The organism is Thauera mechernichensis (genome assembly GCF_029588855.1).
GTDB classification, from domain to species: domain Bacteria; phylum Pseudomonadota; class Gammaproteobacteria; order Burkholderiales; family Rhodocyclaceae; genus Thauera; species Thauera mechernichensis.
Map to the genome: position 1 here is coordinate 362,265 of NZ_JARQZE010000001.1, position 20,339 is coordinate 382,603.

19 protein-coding genes are annotated in these 20,339 nt (G+C 64.0%); 6 read left to right on the forward strand and 13 right to left on the reverse strand.

From position 1 onward, the window contains the following. Positions 1-49: 49 nt before the first annotated feature. A complete protein-coding gene (locus P7F68_RS01835; RefSeq protein WP_277830182.1) occupies positions 50-1,972 on the reverse strand; it encodes a TonB-dependent receptor domain-containing protein in 1,923 nt (640 codons plus the stop codon). Positions 1,973-2,181: 209 nt separating this feature from the next. Further along, positions 2,182-3,168 (reverse strand): Bug family tripartite tricarboxylate transporter substrate binding protein, encoded by a 987-nt coding sequence (locus tag P7F68_RS01840; RefSeq protein ID WP_277830184.1) that lies wholly within the window; start codon positions 3,166-3,168, stop codon positions 2,182-2,184. Between the two features lie 124 nt (positions 3,169-3,292). Between P7F68_RS01840 and P7F68_RS19930 the strand changes: the two genes are divergently transcribed. From P7F68_RS19930 to P7F68_RS01855, 4 genes are all read left to right on the forward strand, one after another. Next, the gene (locus tag P7F68_RS19930; protein WP_386039799.1) at positions 3,293-3,760 is read left to right on the forward strand and encodes a tripartite tricarboxylate transporter TctB family protein; all 468 of its coding nucleotides are present in this window, start codon (positions 3,293-3,295) and stop codon (positions 3,758-3,760) included. Then, entirely contained in the window at positions 3,757-5,094 is a 1,338-nt protein-coding gene (locus tag P7F68_RS01845; RefSeq protein ID WP_277830186.1) for a tripartite tricarboxylate transporter permease, read from the forward strand. Before P7F68_RS19930 ends, P7F68_RS01845 begins: the two co-directional genes overlap by 4 nt. A gap of 343 nt (positions 5,095-5,437) precedes the next feature. Continuing rightward, positions 5,438-5,728, forward strand: coding sequence for a nucleotidyltransferase family protein (locus P7F68_RS01850; RefSeq protein WP_277830188.1), 291 nt, complete (start codon positions 5,438-5,440; stop codon positions 5,726-5,728). Next, positions 5,725-6,090 (forward strand): HepT-like ribonuclease domain-containing protein, encoded by a 366-nt coding sequence (locus P7F68_RS01855; RefSeq protein WP_277830190.1) that lies wholly within the window; start codon positions 5,725-5,727, stop codon positions 6,088-6,090. Before P7F68_RS01850 ends, P7F68_RS01855 begins: the two co-directional genes overlap by 4 nt. A gap of 180 nt (positions 6,091-6,270) precedes the next feature. On the opposite strand, the gene P7F68_RS01860 is transcribed toward P7F68_RS01855, so the two are convergent. From P7F68_RS01860 to P7F68_RS01870, 3 genes are read right to left on the reverse strand one after another with little or no spacing between them, the layout of a single operon-like run. Next, positions 6,271-7,113, reverse strand: coding sequence for a hypothetical protein (locus P7F68_RS01860; protein ID WP_277830191.1), 843 nt, complete (start codon positions 7,111-7,113; stop codon positions 6,271-6,273). 13 nt (positions 7,114-7,126) lie between these two features. After that, positions 7,127-7,705, reverse strand: a complete 579-nt coding sequence (locus P7F68_RS01865; protein WP_277830193.1) for a hypothetical protein — start codon at positions 7,703-7,705, stop codon at positions 7,127-7,129. Continuing rightward, positions 7,696-8,496, reverse strand: coding sequence for a TIGR04255 family protein (locus P7F68_RS01870; protein WP_004248972.1), 801 nt, complete (start codon positions 8,494-8,496; stop codon positions 7,696-7,698). Before P7F68_RS01870 ends, P7F68_RS01865 begins: the two co-directional genes overlap by 10 nt. Before the next feature lie 776 nt (positions 8,497-9,272). Between P7F68_RS01870 and P7F68_RS01875 the strand changes: the two genes are divergently transcribed. Next, the gene (locus P7F68_RS01875; protein WP_277830197.1) at positions 9,273-9,611 is read left to right on the forward strand and encodes a type II toxin-antitoxin system RelE/ParE family toxin; all 339 of its coding nucleotides are present in this window, start codon (positions 9,273-9,275) and stop codon (positions 9,609-9,611) included. Between the two features lie 3 nt (positions 9,612-9,614). Continuing rightward, entirely contained in the window at positions 9,615-9,935 is a 321-nt protein-coding gene (locus P7F68_RS01880) for a helix-turn-helix domain-containing transcriptional regulator (RefSeq protein ID WP_004249309.1), read from the forward strand. Between the two features lie 251 nt (positions 9,936-10,186). On the opposite strand, the gene P7F68_RS01885 is transcribed toward P7F68_RS01880, so the two are convergent. From P7F68_RS01885 to P7F68_RS01920, 8 genes are all read right to left on the reverse strand, one after another. Further along, positions 10,187-10,975 (reverse strand): DUF2806 domain-containing protein, encoded by a 789-nt coding sequence (locus P7F68_RS01885; RefSeq protein ID WP_277830200.1) that lies wholly within the window; start codon positions 10,973-10,975, stop codon positions 10,187-10,189. A 677-nt stretch (positions 10,976-11,652) separates the two neighbouring features. Next, positions 11,653-12,981: a UDP-glucose dehydrogenase family protein gene (locus P7F68_RS01890; RefSeq protein WP_277830202.1), complete on the reverse strand. Its 1,329-nt coding sequence runs from the start codon at positions 12,979-12,981 to the stop codon at positions 11,653-11,655. Between the two features lie 419 nt (positions 12,982-13,400). Further along, the gene (locus P7F68_RS01895) at positions 13,401-14,036 is read right to left on the reverse strand and encodes a hypothetical protein (protein WP_277830204.1); all 636 of its coding nucleotides are present in this window, start codon (positions 14,034-14,036) and stop codon (positions 13,401-13,403) included. A 138-nt stretch (positions 14,037-14,174) separates the two neighbouring features. Continuing rightward, positions 14,175-15,407 carry a glycosyltransferase family 4 protein gene (locus P7F68_RS01900; RefSeq protein WP_277830206.1) on the reverse strand — a complete coding sequence of 411 codons (1,233 nt, stop codon included), beginning with the start codon at positions 15,405-15,407 and terminating at the stop codon, positions 14,175-14,177. Between the two features lie 19 nt (positions 15,408-15,426). Continuing rightward, positions 15,427-16,905: a heparinase II/III family protein gene (locus P7F68_RS01905; protein WP_277830207.1), complete on the reverse strand. Its 1,479-nt coding sequence runs from the start codon at positions 16,903-16,905 to the stop codon at positions 15,427-15,429. A 183-nt stretch (positions 16,906-17,088) separates the two neighbouring features. Then, complete coding sequence (gene wecB / locus P7F68_RS01910) at positions 17,089-18,210, reverse strand: non-hydrolyzing UDP-N-acetylglucosamine 2-epimerase (protein WP_277830209.1); 1,122 nt, start codon at positions 18,208-18,210, stop codon at positions 17,089-17,091. A 27-nt stretch (positions 18,211-18,237) separates the two neighbouring features. After that, positions 18,238-19,311, reverse strand: a complete 1,074-nt coding sequence (locus P7F68_RS01915; RefSeq protein WP_277830211.1) for a glycosyltransferase family 4 protein — start codon at positions 19,309-19,311, stop codon at positions 18,238-18,240. Positions 19,312-19,376: 65 nt separating this feature from the next. Beyond that, a complete protein-coding gene (locus tag P7F68_RS01920) occupies positions 19,377-20,264 on the reverse strand; it encodes an ATP-grasp fold amidoligase family protein (protein WP_277830213.1) in 888 nt (295 codons plus the stop codon). Between the last annotated feature and the right edge of the window lie 75 nt (positions 20,265-20,339).

The window sequence follows — 20,339 nt, forward strand, 5'->3', positions numbered from 1 at the left end:
GCGAGCTTTTTGGGGCCGGGACATGTCGCCTTGAACCGCCTGAAGGCGCTCAGAAGGCGTAGCGCAACCCCACGCGTATGTCGCGACCGGCGTCGAGCGTTGACAACCCGCCTTCGCTCAGCGTGCTGTGCTTGCTATAACGCTTGTCGAGCAGGTTGTGCACTGCGAAGTCCACACTCAGGCCCTTCATACCCGCCGGTTGCCAGTTGACCGACACGTCGTGCGTGGCATAGCCCGACTTCTCGATGTACACGGTCTGCGCCGGAGGCACATCCTTGAGCCCGGCGACGGCGGTCAGCGTGTAGCCCAACTGCAGGTTGTCGGAGAACGCATAGCCGAACCTTAGGACAGCCTTGTCGCCGTGCGGTGCTCCAAAGCGAGCGAGGAACTGCGCCTGGTTCGGCAGGTTCGCAACATCGAGGTGCATGAAGCTGAAATCGGCGTTGAAGGCGCCCGCGGCGTAAGCGGCTCGGAGCTCTACACCCTTGAAGGTAGCCGTGGAGGCGGCGTTGTAGAACTCGGTGACATTGCGCCCACCGAGGCCACCCGACCCGGGCTGACGATACAGAATCGCGTCCTCGATGCGGTTCTCGAACACCAGCCCCTCGAACCGCATGAGGCCGTTGCCCGCCGGACTGCCTTGCTGCCAGCGCACACCAGCCTCGGTCTGGTGCGAGCGCTCCGCCTTCAGCCTGCCGTTGACCCGACCATTGAGCAGCGCCCCGCCTGTCACGACGTTGCCTGCGAAGTGCACCGGAATCGTGCCTGCACCGCTAGCGGCCTCACCATAGCCGCCAAAGACGGACACACCGTGCCCCAGCCTCGCCTCGCCGCCCACATTGAACGACGTCGCATCGCTGCTCGCACGTGTAGAGCCGTCTCGGAAGCTCGAATCGAACTCATCGTGACGCACCCCGAACCACACATCGCCGGCTGCCGCCGTAAGACGGTTCTGCAGATACACGCCTCGACTTTCATTGGCATTGCGACGGTCTGCACGGTCGCTGCGCTTGTTGACCCCCTTGTCTTCGTAACGGTCCACGCCAACGGTCAGCGTTCCGGCAAGGCCACCTACACCGTACCGCATGCGGTTGCGCACATCCGTTCCCCAGCCGTCGCTGACGAAGCGCTCGACCAGCCCGGTCGGCGTCTTGCCGGCCCAGTCGTTGGAAGCCTGATACAGGCGCAGTTCCACGTCCAGCCAGTCCGAATCGGGGTTGAAGCGGTAGTTGAGCGTGTGCTGTTCGCGGACCAGAGTCTGATCGACAGGCGGCCTCACCGCCGGATCGGGCTGGAACTGCCAAGGATAGTCACCGCGCTGCTGGAAATTCAGCCCGCTGGCCTTCTGGCGCTCCGAACCCACACGGAGTTGATGCGCCCCCATCTCGAGCAGGCTGAGCTTGAGAAGATGCCCGTCGTCACGGCCACCTGAGAACGGCGTCCGACGGCCGTCGCCAGTACGCAGATCGTCGTAATGGTCGCGCGAAACATGTGCCAGCACCCCTACGCCCGGCGCAACCAGGCCATAAGCGCTGGCGGACGCGCGCTTGCCGCGGTTGGCACTGGCATAGCCGGCGCGCACCCGCGCCCCGACCTGCTGCCCGGGTGCGAGCAGATCCTGGGCATCGACCGTCTCCATGCGAATGCTCCCACCCAAGGCGCCAGGCCCATCATCGGCCGCAGCCGGGCCAGCATTGACCTCGACCAGCTTCAGGATGTCAGGGTCGATATTGCCCAGACCGCCACGGTGGTTGTAAAGATTCTGTCCCTGGCGCGCACCATCGACCGTGATGTTCACGTTCGACCCCTCCACACCGCGCAGGTACAGGCGCTGCCCCTGGCGCACGCCGCCGCCGATGTCCACGTTGGCCTCACGCCCGAGCACATCCCTCACGTCACGCGCCTGCTCGCGCTGCAAGCGCTCAGCGGTACTGGTGACCGCCTGCCCTTGCACCGTTACCGTCGGCAGCACCGTCGCATCCGCGGCCAGGGCAGCGCCACCCCCCAGGCAACCGGAAGACGCCAGGACCAAGCAAAGCGCGCGCCTTACCGGCGGCACTTCTGCACCAATCGATCTGGACGCCGCAGCGGAGGAGGTTGAGCGGCCTAGGATTCTGATTTGTTTCATGAATGTACACTCAGTCGGGTTGATTGAATCGCATGATCAGTGGCTAAGCGGATTCAGCGGCTGGCCTCGCGCACAAGGGGAATCCACACCCTGCGCTCTTCGGCATAGAAGGCGTCGACATCGGCAGGCGTCATCGCGCCCCCGAACTCCGAGCCGAAGCCCGCCAGCCGCTGCCGGATCTCAGGCATCTGCAGCACCTCGGCCACCACCTGGTTGAAGCGGTCCACCGCCACCTGGGGCAAGCTGCTCGGCGCAGCAAAAGAGTTCCACGTATAGCCGGCGAAGTCCGGGTAGCCGAGCTCGGCCACCGTGGGCACATCGGGCAAGGCTGCAAGGCGCTGACGCCCGGTTACGGCGAGCGCCTTGAGCGCGTTCGACTGGACCTGCGGAATCGCCGTCACGGCGACGTCGAACTGATGCGACAGGCGCCCAGCCTGCAGATCGCGCAGCCCCTCCGAACCCGCGCGGTAGGGAACATGGCGCAGCTCGACGCCGACAGCGTCCGCCCAAAGCATCCCGGTGATGTGGGTCGTCGTGCCGGTAGGGCCAGAGCCGTAGGCCACCTGGCCCGGGCGCGCCTTCAGCGACTCCACGTAGGCCGCCATCGAAGCGGCGGGCTCATCCTTGTTCACCAGCAGCAGCAGTGGAACCTTGTTGATCATGGCCACGCCACGCAGCGCCCCAACGAGGTCGAAGGGCATGGGATCGAATAGCGCAAGGTTGAAGACCAGCTGCGACGACGTCCCCACCAGCAAGGTGTGGTCATCGGTCGCCTTTGCGACCGCCTCGGTGCCCTGCATGCCAGACGAGCCGGGCAGGTTTTCCACCACCACCGGCTGCCTCAGGCGCTTCTCGATCTCGGGCGCAAGCAAGCGCGCGACCACGTCGGCGTTGCCGCCAGCAGACGACGCCACAACCAGGCGCACGGGCTGCGTCGGCCACGTCGTGGCCGTAGCCGGCGTTGCCAGCGCAAAGGACAGGGCTCCGGCCGCAGCAAGGACCAGCAGACGGCGACGGGACAGGCGTGCAGATGACGGCATGCGGATGCTCCAGTAACAGTGGGCCAACAGCGATGGCAAGGCGTGGGGCGGTGACACCGGACCGCCCACCGCATACGAATTGAATCCGATATGATAATCACTTTTATTTACAAAAGGAGCCCCTGTGCCGCAAGAAACGCCCCCCACCTCAGTCCGCACACCCCGCGCATGGATCCGCAGCCCACGCCTTCCAGGCCTGTTGATCATCACACTCGCAGCCTGTGCGGCATGGCTTGCACGCGATCTGGCAGTCATGCATCGGAGCACGGTTGGACCTGGCGCGTTTCCCTTGCTTGCAGCCACAGCGCTCGCGGCCTGTGGGCTGGCCCTGCTGTCGAGGGCGCCAGCTTTGGCAGCGCCAAAGGCCGGCGCCGCAGGCGCCTGGCCCCAACTGGCCAGCATGGCAGTGTTCCCACTGCTGCTCCCGCATCTGGGCACCCTTCCCGCCGCCGCCATCAGTGGCACCATGCTCGCGCGCATCACCTCGGGCAGTTGGCGCCGGGCCCTCATCATCGGGCCCGGACTGGCAGCGCTTCTTCATGCTTTGGTCATGTGGGGACTGGGCACACCGCTACCCTGGTGGTTGTCGTGATCGAACTCGCCTTCACCCTACTCATGCCTGCTGCGCTCGGCGCCCTGCTAGGCACCCTGGTTGGCCTGCTGCCCGGTATCGGCCCGGCAGCAACCATGGCCCTACTGCTGCCGGTTACCTTCACCTGGCCTGCCGAAGCAGCGCTCATCATCATGTGTGCCGTCTATTTCGGCGCCCAATACGGCTCGTCGACCACCGCCATCCTGCTCAACCTGCCGGGCGAAGCATCCGGCCTGGTAACAGCCGAACAAGGCCACCGCATGGCGCTCGATGGACGCGGCGGCGTAGCACTCGTGATTGCCGCAGCCGCATCGCTGCTCGCCGGCCTGGGCACAGCGGCACTCATCGCGTGGAGCACGCCGATCCTGGCGCAAGCGTCGCTCGCGCTCGGACCGCTGCAGATCGCACTGCTGATCCTGCTGGCCGGCGTCGCCGTGGTAGCGGTCGGTCAAGGCGGCCTGCTGCGCAACAGCGCCATGCTGCTGCTTGGCGCTCTCATCGGCCTAATTGGTGCCGACTTCGGCGGCGGCATACCGCGCATGACGATGGGCATTGCCGAACTGCGTGACGGCGTCGGCATGGTGCCGCTCATCGTCGGCCTGTTCGGTGTCGGCGAGGTGCTCGCATCGTGGAGCGGGCGCCATGCCGCCAGCACACTCGCTCCGGTCGGGCGCTTTTGGCCAACCCCCAAAGAATGGCACCACAGCGCTCCTGCTGCCGTACGCGGATCGATGCTTGGCGCCCTGGTCGGCATGCTTCCCGGCGGCAGCACCCTGCTCGCCGCGCTCGGCAGTCAGTCCATCGAACGCCGCCTGTGGCGCGACAAAGGAACGTGGACGACCGGCCACGTCAGTGGAGTCGCCGGCCCCGAAGCGGCCAACAACGCCGCTGCGCAGACCGGACTCATCCCACTGATCGGGCTCGGCATTCCACCCAACCCCGCCATGGCCATCCTGCTCGGCGCCCTGCTCCTGCACGGTGTACCGCCCGGCATGGCGATGTTCGAGCAGCATGCGGCCCTGTTCAACCACCTGATCTGGGGCATCGTCCTCGCGAACCTCATGCTCTTCGTGCTCAACGTGCCGCTGGTTGGCCTCTGGCTCAACATCCTGCGCGTTCCCATGCAGGTACTGATGCCGCTTATCCTCCTCATCAGCCTCATTGGCGTATATGCACACCAACGCTCGCTGTTCGACGTGTGGCTGCTGATGCTATTCGGGGTGATGGGCCTGATCTTCCGCCGCGCGGGTTTCGGTCTTGCACCGGTCGTGTTCGGAGCAGTGCTGGCGCCGCTGTTCGAAGACCACCTGAGACGCTACCTGATGCTGCTCTGAGTGGACCTTGACGGCGCTCGACACGCCGCATCGCCTTCAACCCCTCGCGGCTCGCGCCGCTCCTACGGTGGACACCCGCGGCGGTTCGGTTTGCTGTAGGAGCGGCGCAAGCCGCGAGCTCTTCCGGGCGGCTGCGATGGGCCCCGTCGCCTTCAACCCCTCGCGGCTGGCGCCGCTCCTACGGGGGAGATGCGCGCTGGCTTTGCTGTAGGAGCGGCGCCAGCCGCGAGCTTTTCATCGAGCCCCCACCCAGGCCGTGTCGCCTTCAGAACCTCGAGACCTGCTCCCACCCGCCCCCACGATCGCCTATCATCAAGCTGAGTCCGAACAGGAAAGGATGCCGATGCGCCCCTCCGTAGTCCTCGACATGAAGCGAAGCGCAGTGCGCGAGCTGGTTGGCCGCTTTCGCACGGCTAATCCACGTGTCTTCGGATCGGTGTTGCATGGCACCGATCGCGACGGCAGCGACCTTGATCTGCTCGTCGATGCGCTACCCGGCGCGACCTTGCTCGACCTTGGCGATCTGGAGGACGAGTTGAAATCACTGCTTGGCGTCGAGGTCGATCTTCTGACGCCCGGTGACTTGCCGCCGAAGTTTCGGGCCAAGGTGCTCGCAGAGGCTCAGCCCTTATGAACGAGAACCGCCTGGCCGACTACCTCGAACACATACACCAGGCCGCGACAGACGCGCGCAGTTTCGTCGACGGAATGTCCAAGGAAGCCTTCCTTGACGACAAACGGACCCAGCGTGCCGTCATCATGAGCCTGATCATCATCGGAGAAGCGGCGACGAAGGTGATGGACGGTTACAGCGCGTTCATTCAAGCCCACCCCGAAGTTCCATGGCGCAGCATGCGCAACCGCATGGCGCACGGGTATTTCGACATCAACCTCGATATCGTGTGGGAGACCGTCCAGGCGTGGCTACCCATGCTGCTGGAGCGGCTGCCGACCGTACGCAGGGACGCAGCCGACGATACGCCCGATTGCGAATGACCGCACTGTAGGAGCGGCGCAAGCCGCGAGCTTTTTATCGAGCACACCCAGGCGGTGTCGCCTTCAACACCTCGCGGCTGGCGCCGCTCCCACAAGAGAGAGACCCGCGGCGGTTCGGTTTGCTGTAGGAGCGGCGCAAGCCGCGAGGCTTGTTGAAGCTGACGCCAGCCAGCAGCCACACTACCCGCGTCGTTCACCCGTCGATAACTCCAAAGGCATCGGATCGGGCGAGTCGCCACGCAGCGAGAGGTGTTCAAGAGGAAAACGCCGGAAGGAGCGCACGAAGCCATAAGACACCTCGTCCTCCAGCCTTACACTGCCGCGGGCATCGATACCGGCCGCCCGAATCAGATCAACCAGCGCCTGTACGCTCTTGCCCACGGACGGGAGCGCGTCCCCACGAAATGTCGGCACCAGTGCGAGCAGGTCCAGCGTGTAACGCTCGCCCTCCAGCAGCTCACGATCAGGATTCAAGCGCGCATAAAGCCCCGACACATCGGGCGAAAGACGGGCGTGCAGCTTCTTCTGCTTGCTGCGGGTGGCGTCGAGAAGGCTGTTGAAATCGTCCGGAAAGGCAGCACGCACATAGCGTTGAGCCAACCAGGTGACCAGCAGGTCGAGGTCCGCCTGCAGGACCACGCGCGTATCATCCGGCATGCGGTCGGCCAGCACCGCGCGGTCGACAAAGAGCCGGTCCCACGGCAAGAACTGAAACCAGACCTCGTTGCCCTCCTGCCGAATCGGCATGTGCAAACAGCGAGGATGTTTCCCGGCAGCGCAGTGTCCCCGTCGTTTCAGGGCGGCATCGTCCTCGGCCCGCAATCCGACAAGGATCTCCGCGTACGGCTCGCCCTGAAGCGATTCATGCGTCAGATCGCAGGATTGGCTCACCACCAGGCCGATCAAATCGCCTGCGGGCCGCCCCTCAAGGTAACGCGCGCCCAGCAACGCGTTGTCGTCGCAGCGCAAAACGCTGCCCTGCTGCCAGCCTCTATCCGCAACCTGCCTCCCAAGCGCCGCCATCGATCAACGGCCCTCAGCGAAAAGGGTCGGCAAAGGTGCGCCTGGCCGCCATCTCGCGCTCCATCGCAAGACGGCCGCCTGCAAACTGAATCGCGGCCAGATCCAGTGGGTCGGCACGCAGCAGGTCGAACAGGCTCTTCTCGTAGATCACCGGTGCGGTCATCGCCGTACCCGGCACACCAAACCCCGACCGCTCCCAATCGAGCGCAGCGCGACGCAGCATGTGAATACGGGCCAGCTTCGCCGGCCGGGGTGCCGCACCATCGCGCCACGCATAAACAGTCGGTCGGGTCACAGGGCCGCAAATCTCGGCGATCTGCGCCGTGTTCAATCCGAACACGCGCGCAATCAGTTCAAGATCAGCGGCCACACCCAAGCCCGTCCGGGCCGGGTCACGCGCCAGGTCCGGGCGCGGAAGCGACGGAAGAACGCGCAGCCTGTCGGCCCCGCCCGATGGGTCCGAGAAGAAGCACATCACGACCCCGCCGCTCGGCCGGGTGACGACAGTCGCCCGTCCAAGCTCGGCTCCGCCGGCAACCAACGCCAGAAACCCCTGCGGCGCGCCTGCAAACCCGCTTCGCATCAGTTCCATCGCTGTGTCCTCGCAAACTCCGTCGTCACTTTCCAAAAAGCCTCTCGGGCCGGCTCGTGCAGCCGGTCGAGCCGACTGCGCGCGGCATCGACATCGAAGGGCACGCCTTCGGCCTCTGCCACTTCCCAGTAGTGATCAAAATCCAGCACCGCGACGGGCCGATCGTTGGGCACCTCGACCTTAAGCGGCAGATCGAACTGCCCCAGCAAGTCGGGCATCATGCCCAGCCCGTGCACACCGGCCAGCGCCCGCACCACGAGCGCCCCTGCCGTGGTCTGCACCACCGTCTCGCTCAAGTGCCGCATGACCATGTCACCGTCGGCGGCCAAGGGCGAAAACGGCAGCAAGGGCGCCGCGACATAGTGCTCCAGCAATTCATCCGGCATCGGTACGACGGCGTCATTGTAGCGCAGCCCCACCCGATGCAAGCTCGGCGGGCACAGGGTTTCAACCAACGCCTCCACCACAGCCAGGCAATCTTTCGCAAACCCCTCGAAGCGCGGGTACATCGTCGTGGCGTAGGCAATCCGATCCACCTCCAGATGCACTGCCGCCCCTGCCTCCGGCGCCCGCCAGATCACATACGGCGCCGGCATGATCGTGACCCCCGCGTCGCCAAGCTGCACTTGCTGCGCCACGCCCTCAGTCACGTCCGTAAAGCGTCGCGCCATCCGCTCCTTGAGCGCCACCAACGCAGCCGGCTCGAACGCCACCCGCCCGAAGCGGAACTCCGCCAGCACCAAGGTCAGCGGCTGCCGCTCAAGCTTCGGATAGCCCCCATCGCGCACCATGTCACCCTCCCCTCTGCGAAGCGCTTCTATACACAAAACTATACACACTTCGGCCAAATTTGCCGGGAGAGTTCTTCCAACCCCTCGCGGCTGGCGCCGCTTCTACAGTGCGACCAAGCGCCTGGATTTGCTGTAGGAGCGGCGCCAGCCGCGAGCCTTTCATCGAGCCCACCCAGGCCGTGTCGCCTTCAACACCTCGCGGCTGGCGCCGCTCCCACAAGAGACCCGCGGCGGGGGGCTTGCTGTAGGAGCGGCGCAAGCCGCGAGCTTTTTGGGGCGGCTGCGATAGGCCATGTCGCCTTCAAACCCTCGCGGCTGGCGCCGCTCCCACTGGGGCGGGGGACCCGCGGCGGGGGGGCTTGCTGTGGGAGCGGCGCAAGCCGCGAGCTTTTTGGGCGGCTACGATGGGCGTGTCGCCTTCAACCCCTCGCGGCTGGCGCCGCTCCCACAGGGAGGGGGGAGACCCGCGGCGGTGGGCCTGCTGTGGGAGCGGCGCAAGCCGCGAGCTTTTTTGGGCGGCTGCGATGGGCCGTGTCGCCTTCAACACCTCGCGGCTGGCGCCGCTCCCACGGAAACCTACGCCGCTGGGCTTCGCCGTAGGAGCGGCGCGAGCCGCGAGCTTTTTGGCGTGGCGGACGACGGTTGAGTGCGCTGGCAAGCCGCAGGCGCAGAAAGTCCGTTAGCATAACTCTCAGCGAATCGTCCTCAGCTTGCTGCGCCAATGGGGCCGCTTCGAGGCGCCCACCTATAGCTACTTATATGTTACCTTTCGGCCAATGACCTACCAAGTCAAGGAACTGCTCCTCCCCGACGGCAGCAGTCCATATGCCCGCTGGTTCTCCGCACTCGATCCGATGGCTGCCGCAAAAGTCACCATTGCTGCCGCACGGATTGAACAAGGCAACCTATCCAACGTGGAGTGGTTCCGAGGCATTGGCGAGTACAAGATCGACTGGGGGCCGGGCTACCGCGTCTATCTGGCCAAGGACGGCCTGAGGATCATTGTCCTGCTCGGCGGCGGCAGCAAGAAACGCCAACAACAGGACATCGACGAGGCGGTCGCGTTGTGGGAAGAGTACAAGCGTCGCAAGGCGCAAACGCAGAAAGGAGCATGAACAATGGCATTGACCCGAGACTTCAAGGAAACCGTTGCTGCCCGGGTGCAAAACGATCCGGCCTTTGCCCAGGCACTGCTCGACGAGGCGATCACCCTGTTCATAGACGGCGAGCCCGACACCGCCAGATTGATCCTGCGTGACCTGGTCAACGCAACGATCGGCTTCGAATCGCTGGCCGAAGAAATCCACAAACCGGCCAAGAGCCTGCACCGGATGCTGTCGGCCTCGGGCAATCCGACAATGAGCAACATCTCGGCGATCTTCGCCGCCATCAAACGCGCGCTGAAGGTCGAGGTTCGCACCTACGTGTCGATGGCTTAACCGAAGCCGGCCGTCTCACCTAAACGCCGGGCCACGTCGCCTTCAACCCCTCGCGGCTGGCGCCGCTCCCACTGGGGCGGGGGACCCGCGGCGCTGGGCCTTGCTGTGGGAGCGGCGCGAGCCGCGAGCTTTTTGGGGCGGCTGCGATGGGCCACGTCGCCTTCAACCCCTCGCGGCTGGCGCCGCTCCCACTGGGGGGGGAGAGCCGCGGCGCTGGGCCTTGCTGTGGGAGCGGCGCGAGCCGCGAGCTTCTATGCCTCTTGCAGCACCAGACCACACTGCAAGAGGACCGTCTCAACATAGCCCTCGAAGTAGCGTGACTGCGGGGCCGGATCGTTGAGCGACATTGCTGGCGTGCGGTCTGCAAGCTGCAGCAAGGTCGTTCCGGCGTCGGTGAAAACGTGTGCGCCGACGAGCAGGCCGGTCACCTCGCTTCGCCCATGCTCACCACGCTCGGCGTCCTCGGCCTCGATGCGGAACGTCCGTCCCTGATACCGGACGAGTTCACCGAAGCCCAACTCCACCGCGTGCACCGTGCTCACATTCAACAGGCCAAGGCTCTCCAGCAACACCAGGTCGCGCGTATTCAGGCCGTAGTCTTCCAGTCGGTTGACGAACACCCCCGTCTGGCGCACCGCGCTCAGGCTTACCGGAATGAAGAACACGCCTTCATGCGCCAGCGCCAGGTTGCAGGCGCGCTGGAACACGCCGGCATCGGACGGGCGCATCGTCTTCAACGCAGAAATCGCCGCCAGCGGCACCTGCCCCTCGACGGCCTCGCGGGCCAGCAGCTCGGCCCACAAGGCCTGCAGCGCGTCGCCCTCCTCCATCGAAGCGCCTTCCAGCCACAAAATGCCGAACCTGGTTGCGATGGCGTCGCGCTGTGCTGCACTGATCCCGCGCGCCTGGCAGAGCCGATCGAAACGCGCGGAGATCCGCGAAAGGTTATCCAGGCGCCACCTCAGCCCGAGCTCGGAATTCGACACCAGCGACGCACACCAGCGGCCGAGCGTCTGTGCGATGTTCTCGGACTGCTTCACCGCAGACTGCGTTGCCGCACTGGCGGCGGAATCAAGCAAATCGGATTTATCCATTCGCGTTCATTACCTTGCAGGGGTGTCCAGCCCGGGCGCGCGAGCTTGGGAACAGCCTATCTCGCCACGCCCTCAGCCGGGTCTAGCGCGCCGTCCAAATGGTCCACTGCCGCAACGCGGCGACGTCGGTACGGAAATCGAGCTCGGTGAGCAACAGATGTGTCATCGCCCGCCCGAAATGGAAGGCCCAAACATGACGCCGGACCAGCCGACGCCAGAGGTTTGGGCGCTGTTGCCGCACATTCTAGATTCATGCCCGCTCGAGGCCAACCCAGCTATCGAGCAACATCGTATGCGCCTTGCACGCACCACACATCAAGCGAGCGGTGAGGCGCACGGCGCCGGGCTCTGCTGTAGGAGCGGCGCGAGCCGCGAGCTTTTCATCGGGCCCACCCAGGCGGTGTCGCCTTCAACCCCTCGCGGCTGGCGCCGCTCCCACTGGGGCGGGGGAGACCCGCGGCGGTGGGCCTTGCTGTAGGAGCGGCGCCAGCCGCGAGCTTTTCCGATCACGCACCGGGCCGTGTCGCCTTCAACCCCTCGCGGCTGGCGCCGCTCCTACAAGAGACCCGCGGCGGCTGGCTTTGCTGTAGGAGCGGCGCAAGCCGCGAGCTTTTTGCCGGCGCTTAGCTGCGGCCGACGCTGTAATACGCCCAGCCGTCGGCCTTGAGGCGGTCGGGGTGGTAGAGGTTGCGGCCGTCGACGATCACGCGGGCGGAGAGGCGGCCTTGCATCTCGTCGAAGTCGGGCGCGCGGAACTGCTGCCATTCGGTGCAGATCGCCAGTGCGTCGGCGCCTTCCAGCGCCGCGTACTTGTTGGCCGCCAGGGTGAAGTCGTCGCGCTCGCCGTAGATGCGGCGGGTCTCTTCCATCGCCACCGGGTCAAACGCCTGCACGCGCGCACCCGCAGCCCACAGCGCCTCGATCAGCGTACGGCTGGGGGCTTCGCGCATGTCGTCGGTGTTGGGCTTGAAGGCCAGGCCCCACACCGCCACCGTCTTGCCGGCCAGCTTGTCCGCACCACCAAAGTGGCGCGCCAGCTTGGCAAACAGCACCCCCTTCTGGCGGTTGTTCACCGCCTCCACCGCCTTGAGCAGCGGCGCTTCGTAGCCGATCTGGTCGGCCGTGCGCCCCAGCGCCTGCACATCCTTCGGGAAGCAGCTGCCACCGTAGCCGCAACCCGGGTAGATGAAGTGGTAGCCGATGCGCGGATCCGCGCCGATGCCCTTGCGCACCTCCTCGATGTCCGCCCCCAGAATCTCGGCCATGTTCGCCAGCTCGTTCATGAAGCTGATCTTGGTCGCCAGCATCGCGTTGGCCGCGTACTTGGTCAGCTCGGCGCTGCGCACGTCCATGAACATGGTGCGCTCATGGTTGCGGTTGAAGGGCTCGTACAGCTCGCGCATCAGCGCGCGCGCCTTGTCCGAATCGGTACCGATGATGATGCGGTCGGGCTTGAGGAAGTCGCCCACCGCCGCCCCTTCCTTGAGGAATTCCGGGTTCGACACCACGTCGTAGGGCTGCGCCACCCCGCGCTCGGCCAGCACCGCCGCCACGCGCTCGCGCACCTTGTCGGCCGTGCACACCGGCACCGTCGACTTGTTGATCAGCACCTTGTAGCCCGCCATGTTGCGCGCCACGCTCTCGGCCACCGCCAGCACGTACTGCAGATCGGCCGAACCGTCCTCGTCCGGCGGCGTGCCCACGGCAATGAACTGCACCTGCGCATGCGCCACCCCGCGCGCCACGTCGGTGGTAAAGGCCAGGCGCCCCTCACCCACGTTGCGCGCCACGATCGCATCCAGCCCCGGCTCCCAGATCGGCAGCTCGCCCTGGTTGAGGCGGTCGATCTTGCGCAGATCCAGATCCACGCAGAGCACCGCATGCCCCGCCTCCGCCAGGCACGCCCCAGCCACCAGTCCCACATAGCCCGTGCCGAACACCGTCAAGTTCATCGACCCCGCCCACCCGATCACGCAGCCCGCGCCCGAGGGCACAGCGCACGGCCGCACAGTGCGAGACACCGCGCAGACGCCCGCCCGCGCAATGCGGCAAGCGAAGCCATCCCGACCCTGCGATGCCGCCACCCGAAACACACGGGTGGCGTGGGGCACGATAGGGAGGAGGGGTTACCGAGGGATGAAGCGGAAGTTGCAGAAAAACGCGGGCGGCCAGGGCCACCGCAGGCACGGCGTAGTCAAACACGGCAATCGGCTCCGCTGTAGGAGCGGCGCAAGCCGCGAGCTTTTCCGATCACTCACCGGGCGGTGTCGCCTTCAAACCCTCGCGGCTGGCGCCGCTCCTACAAGGGACGGGCACCGCGGCGGGGTGCTGTAGGAGCGGCGCCAGCCGCGAGCCATTCGCCCCGCCCAGCTCACGCAGGCCAAACCCTGTTGATCACAAACCCGCCAAACGCCACCAGATACACCAGCCCGATCTTGTCCACCGCCGTCGCGCCCGATATGACATCGAGGCTGCGCTTGAGCACACGCGCAACGAAGATCACCACACACAGCGCCATCGCAAGAACGAGCCCAAACAACAGCACGTTGTCGGCGGACAGCACCAAACGCCCGCCCACCAGCCCCCCAAAGGCCATGCGTTCCACCACGAACATCATCACCACATTGGCCAACGCCAACAGCGTTACGCCAAGGTAGTTGGCAAGACGCTCATCACGCCCCAACTCGAAGTACGGGTTGAGCAGCGCCGGATGGATGCGAATGCGCGCCACCAGCGCGCTCCGATCACCCGTATTCGCCACCAGAAAATCGATGGCGCGCACATGCCGGTACTGCTCGAACACCACCACCAGCGCCAGAAAGCTCAGCACCTGGGGCGCGTAGCGGGTGGAGATCGACACGCCGAAAATCTCCACCGCTGCCCCCGCCCCGGTCAGCACCGAAAACGCCAGCGCCAGCACTACGCAGCCAGCCAGCGTCACCTTGCTCAGGCTGGCAAGTAGTTCGTCCGCACGTTGTACCTCGGCCTCTCGGCTCAGATCGCTCATCGTCATCAACCGGCCAACTACCACTGTAGGAGCGGCGCAAGCCGCGAGCCTTTCATCGGTCCAGCGCAGGCCGTGTCGCCTTCAAAAACTCGCGGCTGGCGCCGCTCCTACGGGGCGATGGGTGCATTGCGCCCCTGCTCAAGACCTCTTCACCAACCCTTCCAACATGCCCAGCATCCGCCCCGCCAATACACTGCGGTCGTAGTTGTGTGCACCGGCAAGTGCGCTACTGCGGTACTGGTCGTAAAGCGCACGGTCTTCCGCCAGCCTTGCCAGGCCGTCACACAGCGCGTCGGCATTTTCGGGCTCGAATACGATGCCCGCGCCCTCCTTCTCCACGATGCCCGCCGACTCGCCAGCGACACCGTGCAGAACGGGAATGCCCATGCCCATGCACTCGAACAGCTTCGACGGGATCACGGTGGTGAACAGCTCGGTTTTGCGCAGGTGGATGATCGACACATCCAGCAGCGACCAATAACGCACCACCTGGTCCTTCGACACCGAATCCACGAACAGCACGTTATCAAGGCCCTTCGCCTTGGCCTGCGCGATCAGGTCGGCCTTGCGTGCGCCGTCGCCGAGAAGCAGGATGCGGTAGCGGTCGCCATCCGGGCGCGCCTTCAGCTTGGCCGCGGCCTCCAGCAAGGTCTCAAGCGCATGCGCCATGCCATGCGTGCCGATGTAGCCGGCAACGAACTTGCCGTCCAGCCCCAGCTCGCGCACCAACTCGGCGTCCTTCTCGCGCGGGTTGAAGCGGCTGATATCCACGCCGTTGGTCACCACGTGGATCTTGCCGCCATCAATGCCGCGGCCGATCAGGTTGTCGCGGAAGGCATTCGTCACCGACACCACCGCGTTCGCCTTGCGGTACAGAAACAGCTCCAGCTTCTCGAGCCAGTCGAGCGCCTTCGATTCCTTCATCGCCCCCACAGCGCGGATCGACTCCGGCCACAGGTCGCGCAGCTCAAAGATCCAGGGCACGCGCTTCATGCCCGCGACCACGTAGGCCGCGCAGGCGGTAAAGAACTGCGGCGACGTACCCACCACCACATCCACCCCGCGCACGAAAGGGCTCGCCAGCGTCGCCGTCACCATGAAGCTCTGGTAGTCCAGGATGCGCTTCACAAAACCCTCGTTGGCGGTGATGTACGACCACACCCGGATCACGCGGATGCCATCCATCTCTTCGGTCTGCCACGCCCGGTTGCGGTAGCCGTCGAACACCTTCCCCTTGGGAAAGTTCGGCGCGCACGTCACCACGGTAACCTTGTGCCCCGCCCTCACCCACTCGCGGCAATGCTCGAAAGTGCGGCTGGCCGGAGCATTCACCTCGGGCGGAAAATTGTCGGTCAGGAAAAGAATATGCATATACGCCTTCAGCTATCGCCTACATCCACTTGAAGCGCACGCGTGCGCTCTGCCCTACCAACTTCACGCGCAGCAGCATGCAAGGCTGCGCAACCCCAAAGCGCGGGTGCCACGACGAAGGCGCCAGCTCGCCCGCTCCGCGCTCGATCTGCCACCCAACACGCCGGCCGTCCGCCAGCACGGCCACGCCCTCGCGACCATACGGATCGGCAGAAACCGCCACATCGGGATGAAAGCGGTAATGCGCCACGGCCTCGCCGTAGCCTCCGGACACGTTGTCCTCCACGGCCAGCGAGCCCGCATGCAGGAACCACATCCGCGTATGCACCGGGCGTCCCTTCAGCCAGCGGTAACCATCGTGACTGCAACTCACCTGCAGGCAATTCGCATCCTCCAGCAGCGACAAGCCGGCGGGGTAGGCCCGCCGCGCCACACGAAAGCCGCCCCAAACCTCGGACGAATCCTGCCCGTCCACCGTTACCGTGTTGTGCGCAGCCGTGCCGCGCTGGCGCAGCCGCTCGGCGCTCGTGCCGTAGCACGAAGTCCCCCCATTCACCAGGACACGCTGCCCGAACAGAGACAGCTCGAAGCTCAGCGTATCCGCATGCGCATGCCCCGGCAGGTAATCCGGCCCCACCCGCGCCACGTCCAGCAAGGCCACCGCGTCGCCCGACTGCAGGCGCACATAGCCGCTGTCCGGCAGGCGCTCCACGGCCAGCAAGGGCAGCGGCACCGCATTGGGAAGGCAGCGCGCAAAGTAGCCCTCCAACTCGGCTACCGACGGCGCAATACCAATCGCCGCATCGTTGAACAGCGCAATCTCGCCATCCGGGTGACACATCACCTGCAGCCAGCGCCGCATGGCCGGGAGGCGAGGTATCAGCCAACCGCGCACCCGTGCGCCATCTTCAGCAGGCGCCGTGCCCGCGTAGCGGGCCGCCACGTTGATCAGGTCCAGCGCATCCTCCAGCGCCAGTGCGTGGTACATCGTGCTCAGCTCGAACTGCCCGCCATCGGGCAGAAACTGCTCGGGGATCTCCCGCGCCAGAATCTTCAGCGCCGTCCTGCGCCAGCCGTCCGCCTCTTCCCCATCGAAGAACAGCCCGGCAAACAGCAGCGCCTTGGCGTTGGCAAAAAGATGGTTGCCCAGCAGGTGGATCTCGAGCCGCCCCGTCAGCCAGCGCGCCTGCACGGCCAGGCTGTGCAGCGCCGCCGCCGACAGCTCGCTGCCCGACAGCGCCCACTTCACCCAGTTAACAATGCGCAGCGACAGCGGATACGGCTCCCAGCCATTGCCCTGCCCCGGCGGGTTGTGAGCAATCCAGTCCTCGATCAGCGCCACATGCCATGCGTGGCGTTCCGTAGCGCCGATCGCGTTGAGGTCGTCGAAGTAATGCTGGTTGTAGCGCCACAGCTTTTCGCGCTGCTCGCCGTCCCAACCAATCTCATCCAGCGCGCCGGGTTCGTTCAGGAAGACGAAGCTGCGCGGCCCGGTCATGCTGGGCAGCCGCCGCGCCGGCGCCTGCCACGTACCCGACCGCGCGCGCAGCGCGGGCGCCGCGCGCAGGTCGGGCCTAGGCCGCGAATACCGGAACCACACCCGGCCATAAAACTGCACCGGCCGCAAATGCCGCAGGGTGTGCCAATAGCGCCCCGCCTTGTTCAATAAACCCATCTTCGCTCAGTTCGTCCCGCGCTTACTGCCCAGCAGCTCTTCCAGAATCCCCACGATCCGCTCGCCGGTCCTGCCGTCCCACATCGCCGGGATGCCGCCCTTCTTCCACTGGCCCGCGAACAGCTTTTCCAGCGCAGGCGCCAGCGCAGCCGGGTCGGTCCCAATCAGCTCGTTGGTGCCGGTGGTCACCGTCTCGGGGCGCTCGGTGCTGTCGCGCAGCGTCAGGCAGGGCACGCCCATCACGGTGGTTTCCTCGGTGATGCCGCCCGAATCCGTGATCACCGCCTTGGCGTTCTTCACCAGATAGTTGAATTCCAGATACGGCTGCGGATCCACCAGGCGGAAGCTATCCGGCACCTCGTTGAGATCGCGCAGCGTCTTGGCCGTGCGCGGATGCACCGGGAACACCACCGGCAGGCCGCGCGTGCCCTCGGCAATCGCGCGCAGCAGGCGGGCAAAGCCATCGCCCTTGTCCACGTTGGCCGGGCGGTGCAGCGTCACCACAAAGTATTCGCCCTCCTGCAAGCCCAGCCCGTCCCAAAAGTCCGGCTTTTGCAGCCGGTCGATATTGGCGAGCAAGGTGTCGATCATCGTGTTGCCGACGAAGAAGATGCGGTCGTCGCCCACCCCGGACTTGCGCAGGTTGGCGTTGGCCACCTCGCTGGTGGTGAAGAACCAGTTGGTAATGGCGTCCGTCACCATGCGGTTGATCTCTTCGGGCATGGTCCAGTCGCCCGAGCGGATGCCCGCCTCCACATGCGCTACCGGCACATGCAGCTTTTGCGCGGCAATTGCACACGCCATGGTCGAGGTCACGTCGCCCACCACCAGGCACAGATCGCTGGGCGATTCGAGCAGCAGGCGCTCGTAGCGGCTCATGATTGCGCCGGTCTGTTCGGCCTGCGTGCCCGAACCCACCTCCAGATTGACGTCCGGCTCGGGAATGCCGAGCTGGCGGAAAAATTCGCCTGACATGCGCGGGTCGTAATGCTGCCCGGTGTGGATCAGCCGATAGCGCAGCACGCCGCCCGCAGCCTTGCGCGCCTCGAAGGCACAAATGATCGGGGCGATCTTCATGAAGTTCGGGCGAGCGCCCGCGATGATGTCAACCATCAGCTGTGTTGTCACGTGAGCTCCCTGCAATGACAAAAAAAATTAAGACTTGAACCTTTCGTACGACTCGCGCAAAAGCTTGTCGAAGCGCTCCGCATACTGGCTCATCTGTAAGTTCTGGCAGTAAAAGTCGTAGGCGTTATTTCCTAAGCGAATACGTTCCTCTGCATTGCCCCCTACCCGCTGCAACACAGCCAACAACTCATCCTCAGTCTCGAACAAGAAACCGTTCTCGCCATCCTTGATCGAGAGGTACTCGCCTCCGCTTATGGGGTTCCGATGAGTAACGTATGGAACACCGAAAGAAAAACTCTCCGCTACGCTCAGTCCCGCTTGTAAAGGCGACACAGTGACCGCGGCGGATGCAAAAAACGCCTTTTTCCGCTCGGCATCCGTCACCGCCCCTTCGAAACGCACAGAACTCGAGATCTTCAAGTCTTCGGCAAGTGCTTCCAACTCACCCCTCACAGCCCCATCTCCCACTATGCGAAGCAGGCGCACGTCCGAACTCGCCGGCAACGTTTTCTGATAGCGAGCAAACGCTCTTAAGAGCAAGGGCAGTCCCTTCCGGGCATCCAGCGTACCGATAAAGAGAATGCTGTCTTTCGGATGATCTGCTGTGTTCTCAGCGGTAGGCGACTCAACGGAGTTACCAACAACAACTGCCTTCTCAATCGCTCGACGCGGGTAAAAATCGAGCGGATAGCTCGAGTAGAAGCCAATCCCGTCCGCGAAAGAGCTACAGAACCCGCGGATGCGCGAAAGCAAGCTCTTCTTCTTAGCAAGCCCACCTGCGGATGAGACACCAATGCCCCAGAAAACGAGGGCATAACGCCGCCAGAACATGAAAGGCAGAAACCAATACTGAATCAGCCGGAGGTTCTGCATTACAACAAGGACATCCACTCCGGATGCCACCGAAGCACCTACCAGATCAAAGGGCCCCGCTTTCCTGTAAGGCACCACTTTCTGTTTAAAAGACCACTCGCCACCAAGAGCCGGACCTCTATGAACGACCACCACGTCATGCCAATTCGACAACCGCTCAAAAAGGGGCGCCCGATAGTGCATCAAGCGGTGATCTAAGACAAACAACACTCTAAAACGATTACCCATGAACGATCGCACTCAGCGTAGCAGAACAAATATAAACGACCGCATCCACTTTGATTTCAAAAAATTCAGCTCAAGCACGGCAGCCGCCAGTGTGCCCCCAGCATCTTATTAACCGAGGCATCTCTACTGCTTCTCATCATCGACGGATAGGGAGTCAACTCCGAAAACCAGATCTCATCGTCTTCGTAATACAAGTCTATACGCATGAAATCGAAATCCTCCCCAAGCTTCTCCGCAACCCCGAGCATCTCCACAAACCTTTTTGGACGCGCAGGCAGGTGACTTCCGTCGGGGTCTTCCGCCGAATATTGCAGCACCCAGTTCCGATCAAGAATGTAGCGACGCTTAATACCCCTTCGACCAGTAATTACCTGTAGCAACGGGCAGTTACCCTCAAATACATAAAACTTATAGTCAGTAAGATCCGAGGTGCCGCTACCTACGAGCTCCTCTAGGAGGATAGCCTTCTGCGCTCTCGAATACGCCCACCCCCCCCAACCCGCTGTACCAATCGCTCCATAGGTTCTCCACCAATCAGACAACGGCGCACTAGTGAGATCCGGCACACCCTTTCCAACAAGACAAAACCCACTACTGTGATTCGGCTTTAGTGCCCATCCTTTATCCAAGCATTCACTTGGTAGATCAAGCAAACCGCCTATCTGATCCGGCTCAAAACCCACCCAGATATTCTTCGGCACCCTAATAGACGGCACCTTCGAAGCAGCAAACTCTTTCATTTTCAGCTTATCGCAGGTAAATGCAATAGCTTCTCGACGATCAAAAATCAGGCGCCAGAGCATTTTCTCCGAATAAAGATTTGGATTATCAAGATCCGGCCAGCTCTTCTGCCTTATAAGGTGATCAATCGACATTCTAACCCTATAAGGCAAAGGAAGTCCTTTAATTACATCAACATACAACCTTTTTAAATCCGCTTTTAATTCACTCATCTTAAATACCGAATTATGCATTCAAACCTTTAAAGGACGCATTTGAGGCGCCACACACCGCATCTATAGAAGCCA

Excerpts from the sequence above, each read along its gene's own strand:
- P7F68_RS01855 (WP_277830190.1), top strand. The coding sequence starts at position 5,725 with ATGAACGAGAACCGCCTGGCCGACTACCTCGAACACATACACCAGGCC.
- P7F68_RS01850 (WP_277830188.1), top strand. The coding sequence starts at position 5,438 with ATGCGCCCCTCCGTAGTCCTCGACATGAAGCGAAGCGCAGTGCGCGAG.
- P7F68_RS01895 (WP_277830204.1), bottom strand. The coding sequence starts at position 14,036 with ATGAGCGATCTGAGCCGAGAGGCCGAGGTACAACGTGCGGACGAACTA.
- P7F68_RS01875 (WP_277830197.1), top strand. The coding sequence starts at position 9,273 with ATGACCTACCAAGTCAAGGAACTGCTCCTCCCCGACGGCAGCAGTCCA.
- P7F68_RS01870 (WP_004248972.1), bottom strand. The coding sequence starts at position 8,496 with ATGGTGCGCGATGGGGGCTATCCGAAGCTTGAGCGGCAGCCGCTGACC.
- P7F68_RS01880 (WP_004249309.1), top strand. The coding sequence starts at position 9,615 with ATGGCATTGACCCGAGACTTCAAGGAAACCGTTGCTGCCCGGGTGCAA.
- P7F68_RS01865 (WP_277830193.1), bottom strand. The coding sequence starts at position 7,705 with ATGGAACTGATGCGAAGCGGGTTTGCAGGCGCGCCGCAGGGGTTTCTG.
- P7F68_RS01900 (WP_277830206.1), bottom strand. The coding sequence starts at position 15,407 with ATGCATATTCTTTTCCTGACCGACAATTTTCCGCCCGAGGTGAATGCT.
- P7F68_RS01860 (WP_277830191.1), bottom strand. The coding sequence starts at position 7,113 with ATGGCGGCGCTTGGGAGGCAGGTTGCGGATAGAGGCTGGCAGCAGGGC.
- P7F68_RS01915 (WP_277830211.1), bottom strand. The coding sequence starts at position 19,311 with ATGGGTAATCGTTTTAGAGTGTTGTTTGTCTTAGATCACCGCTTGATG.
- P7F68_RS01905 (WP_277830207.1), bottom strand. The coding sequence starts at position 16,905 with ATGACCGGGCCGCGCAGCTTCGTCTTCCTGAACGAACCCGGCGCGCTG.
- P7F68_RS01840 (WP_277830184.1), bottom strand. The coding sequence starts at position 3,168 with ATGCCGTCATCTGCACGCCTGTCCCGTCGCCGTCTGCTGGTCCTTGCT.
- P7F68_RS01890 (WP_277830202.1), bottom strand. The coding sequence starts at position 12,981 with ATGAACTTGACGGTGTTCGGCACGGGCTATGTGGGACTGGTGGCTGGG.
- P7F68_RS01920 (WP_277830213.1), bottom strand. The coding sequence starts at position 20,264 with ATGAGTGAATTAAAAGCGGATTTAAAAAGGTTGTATGTTGATGTAATT.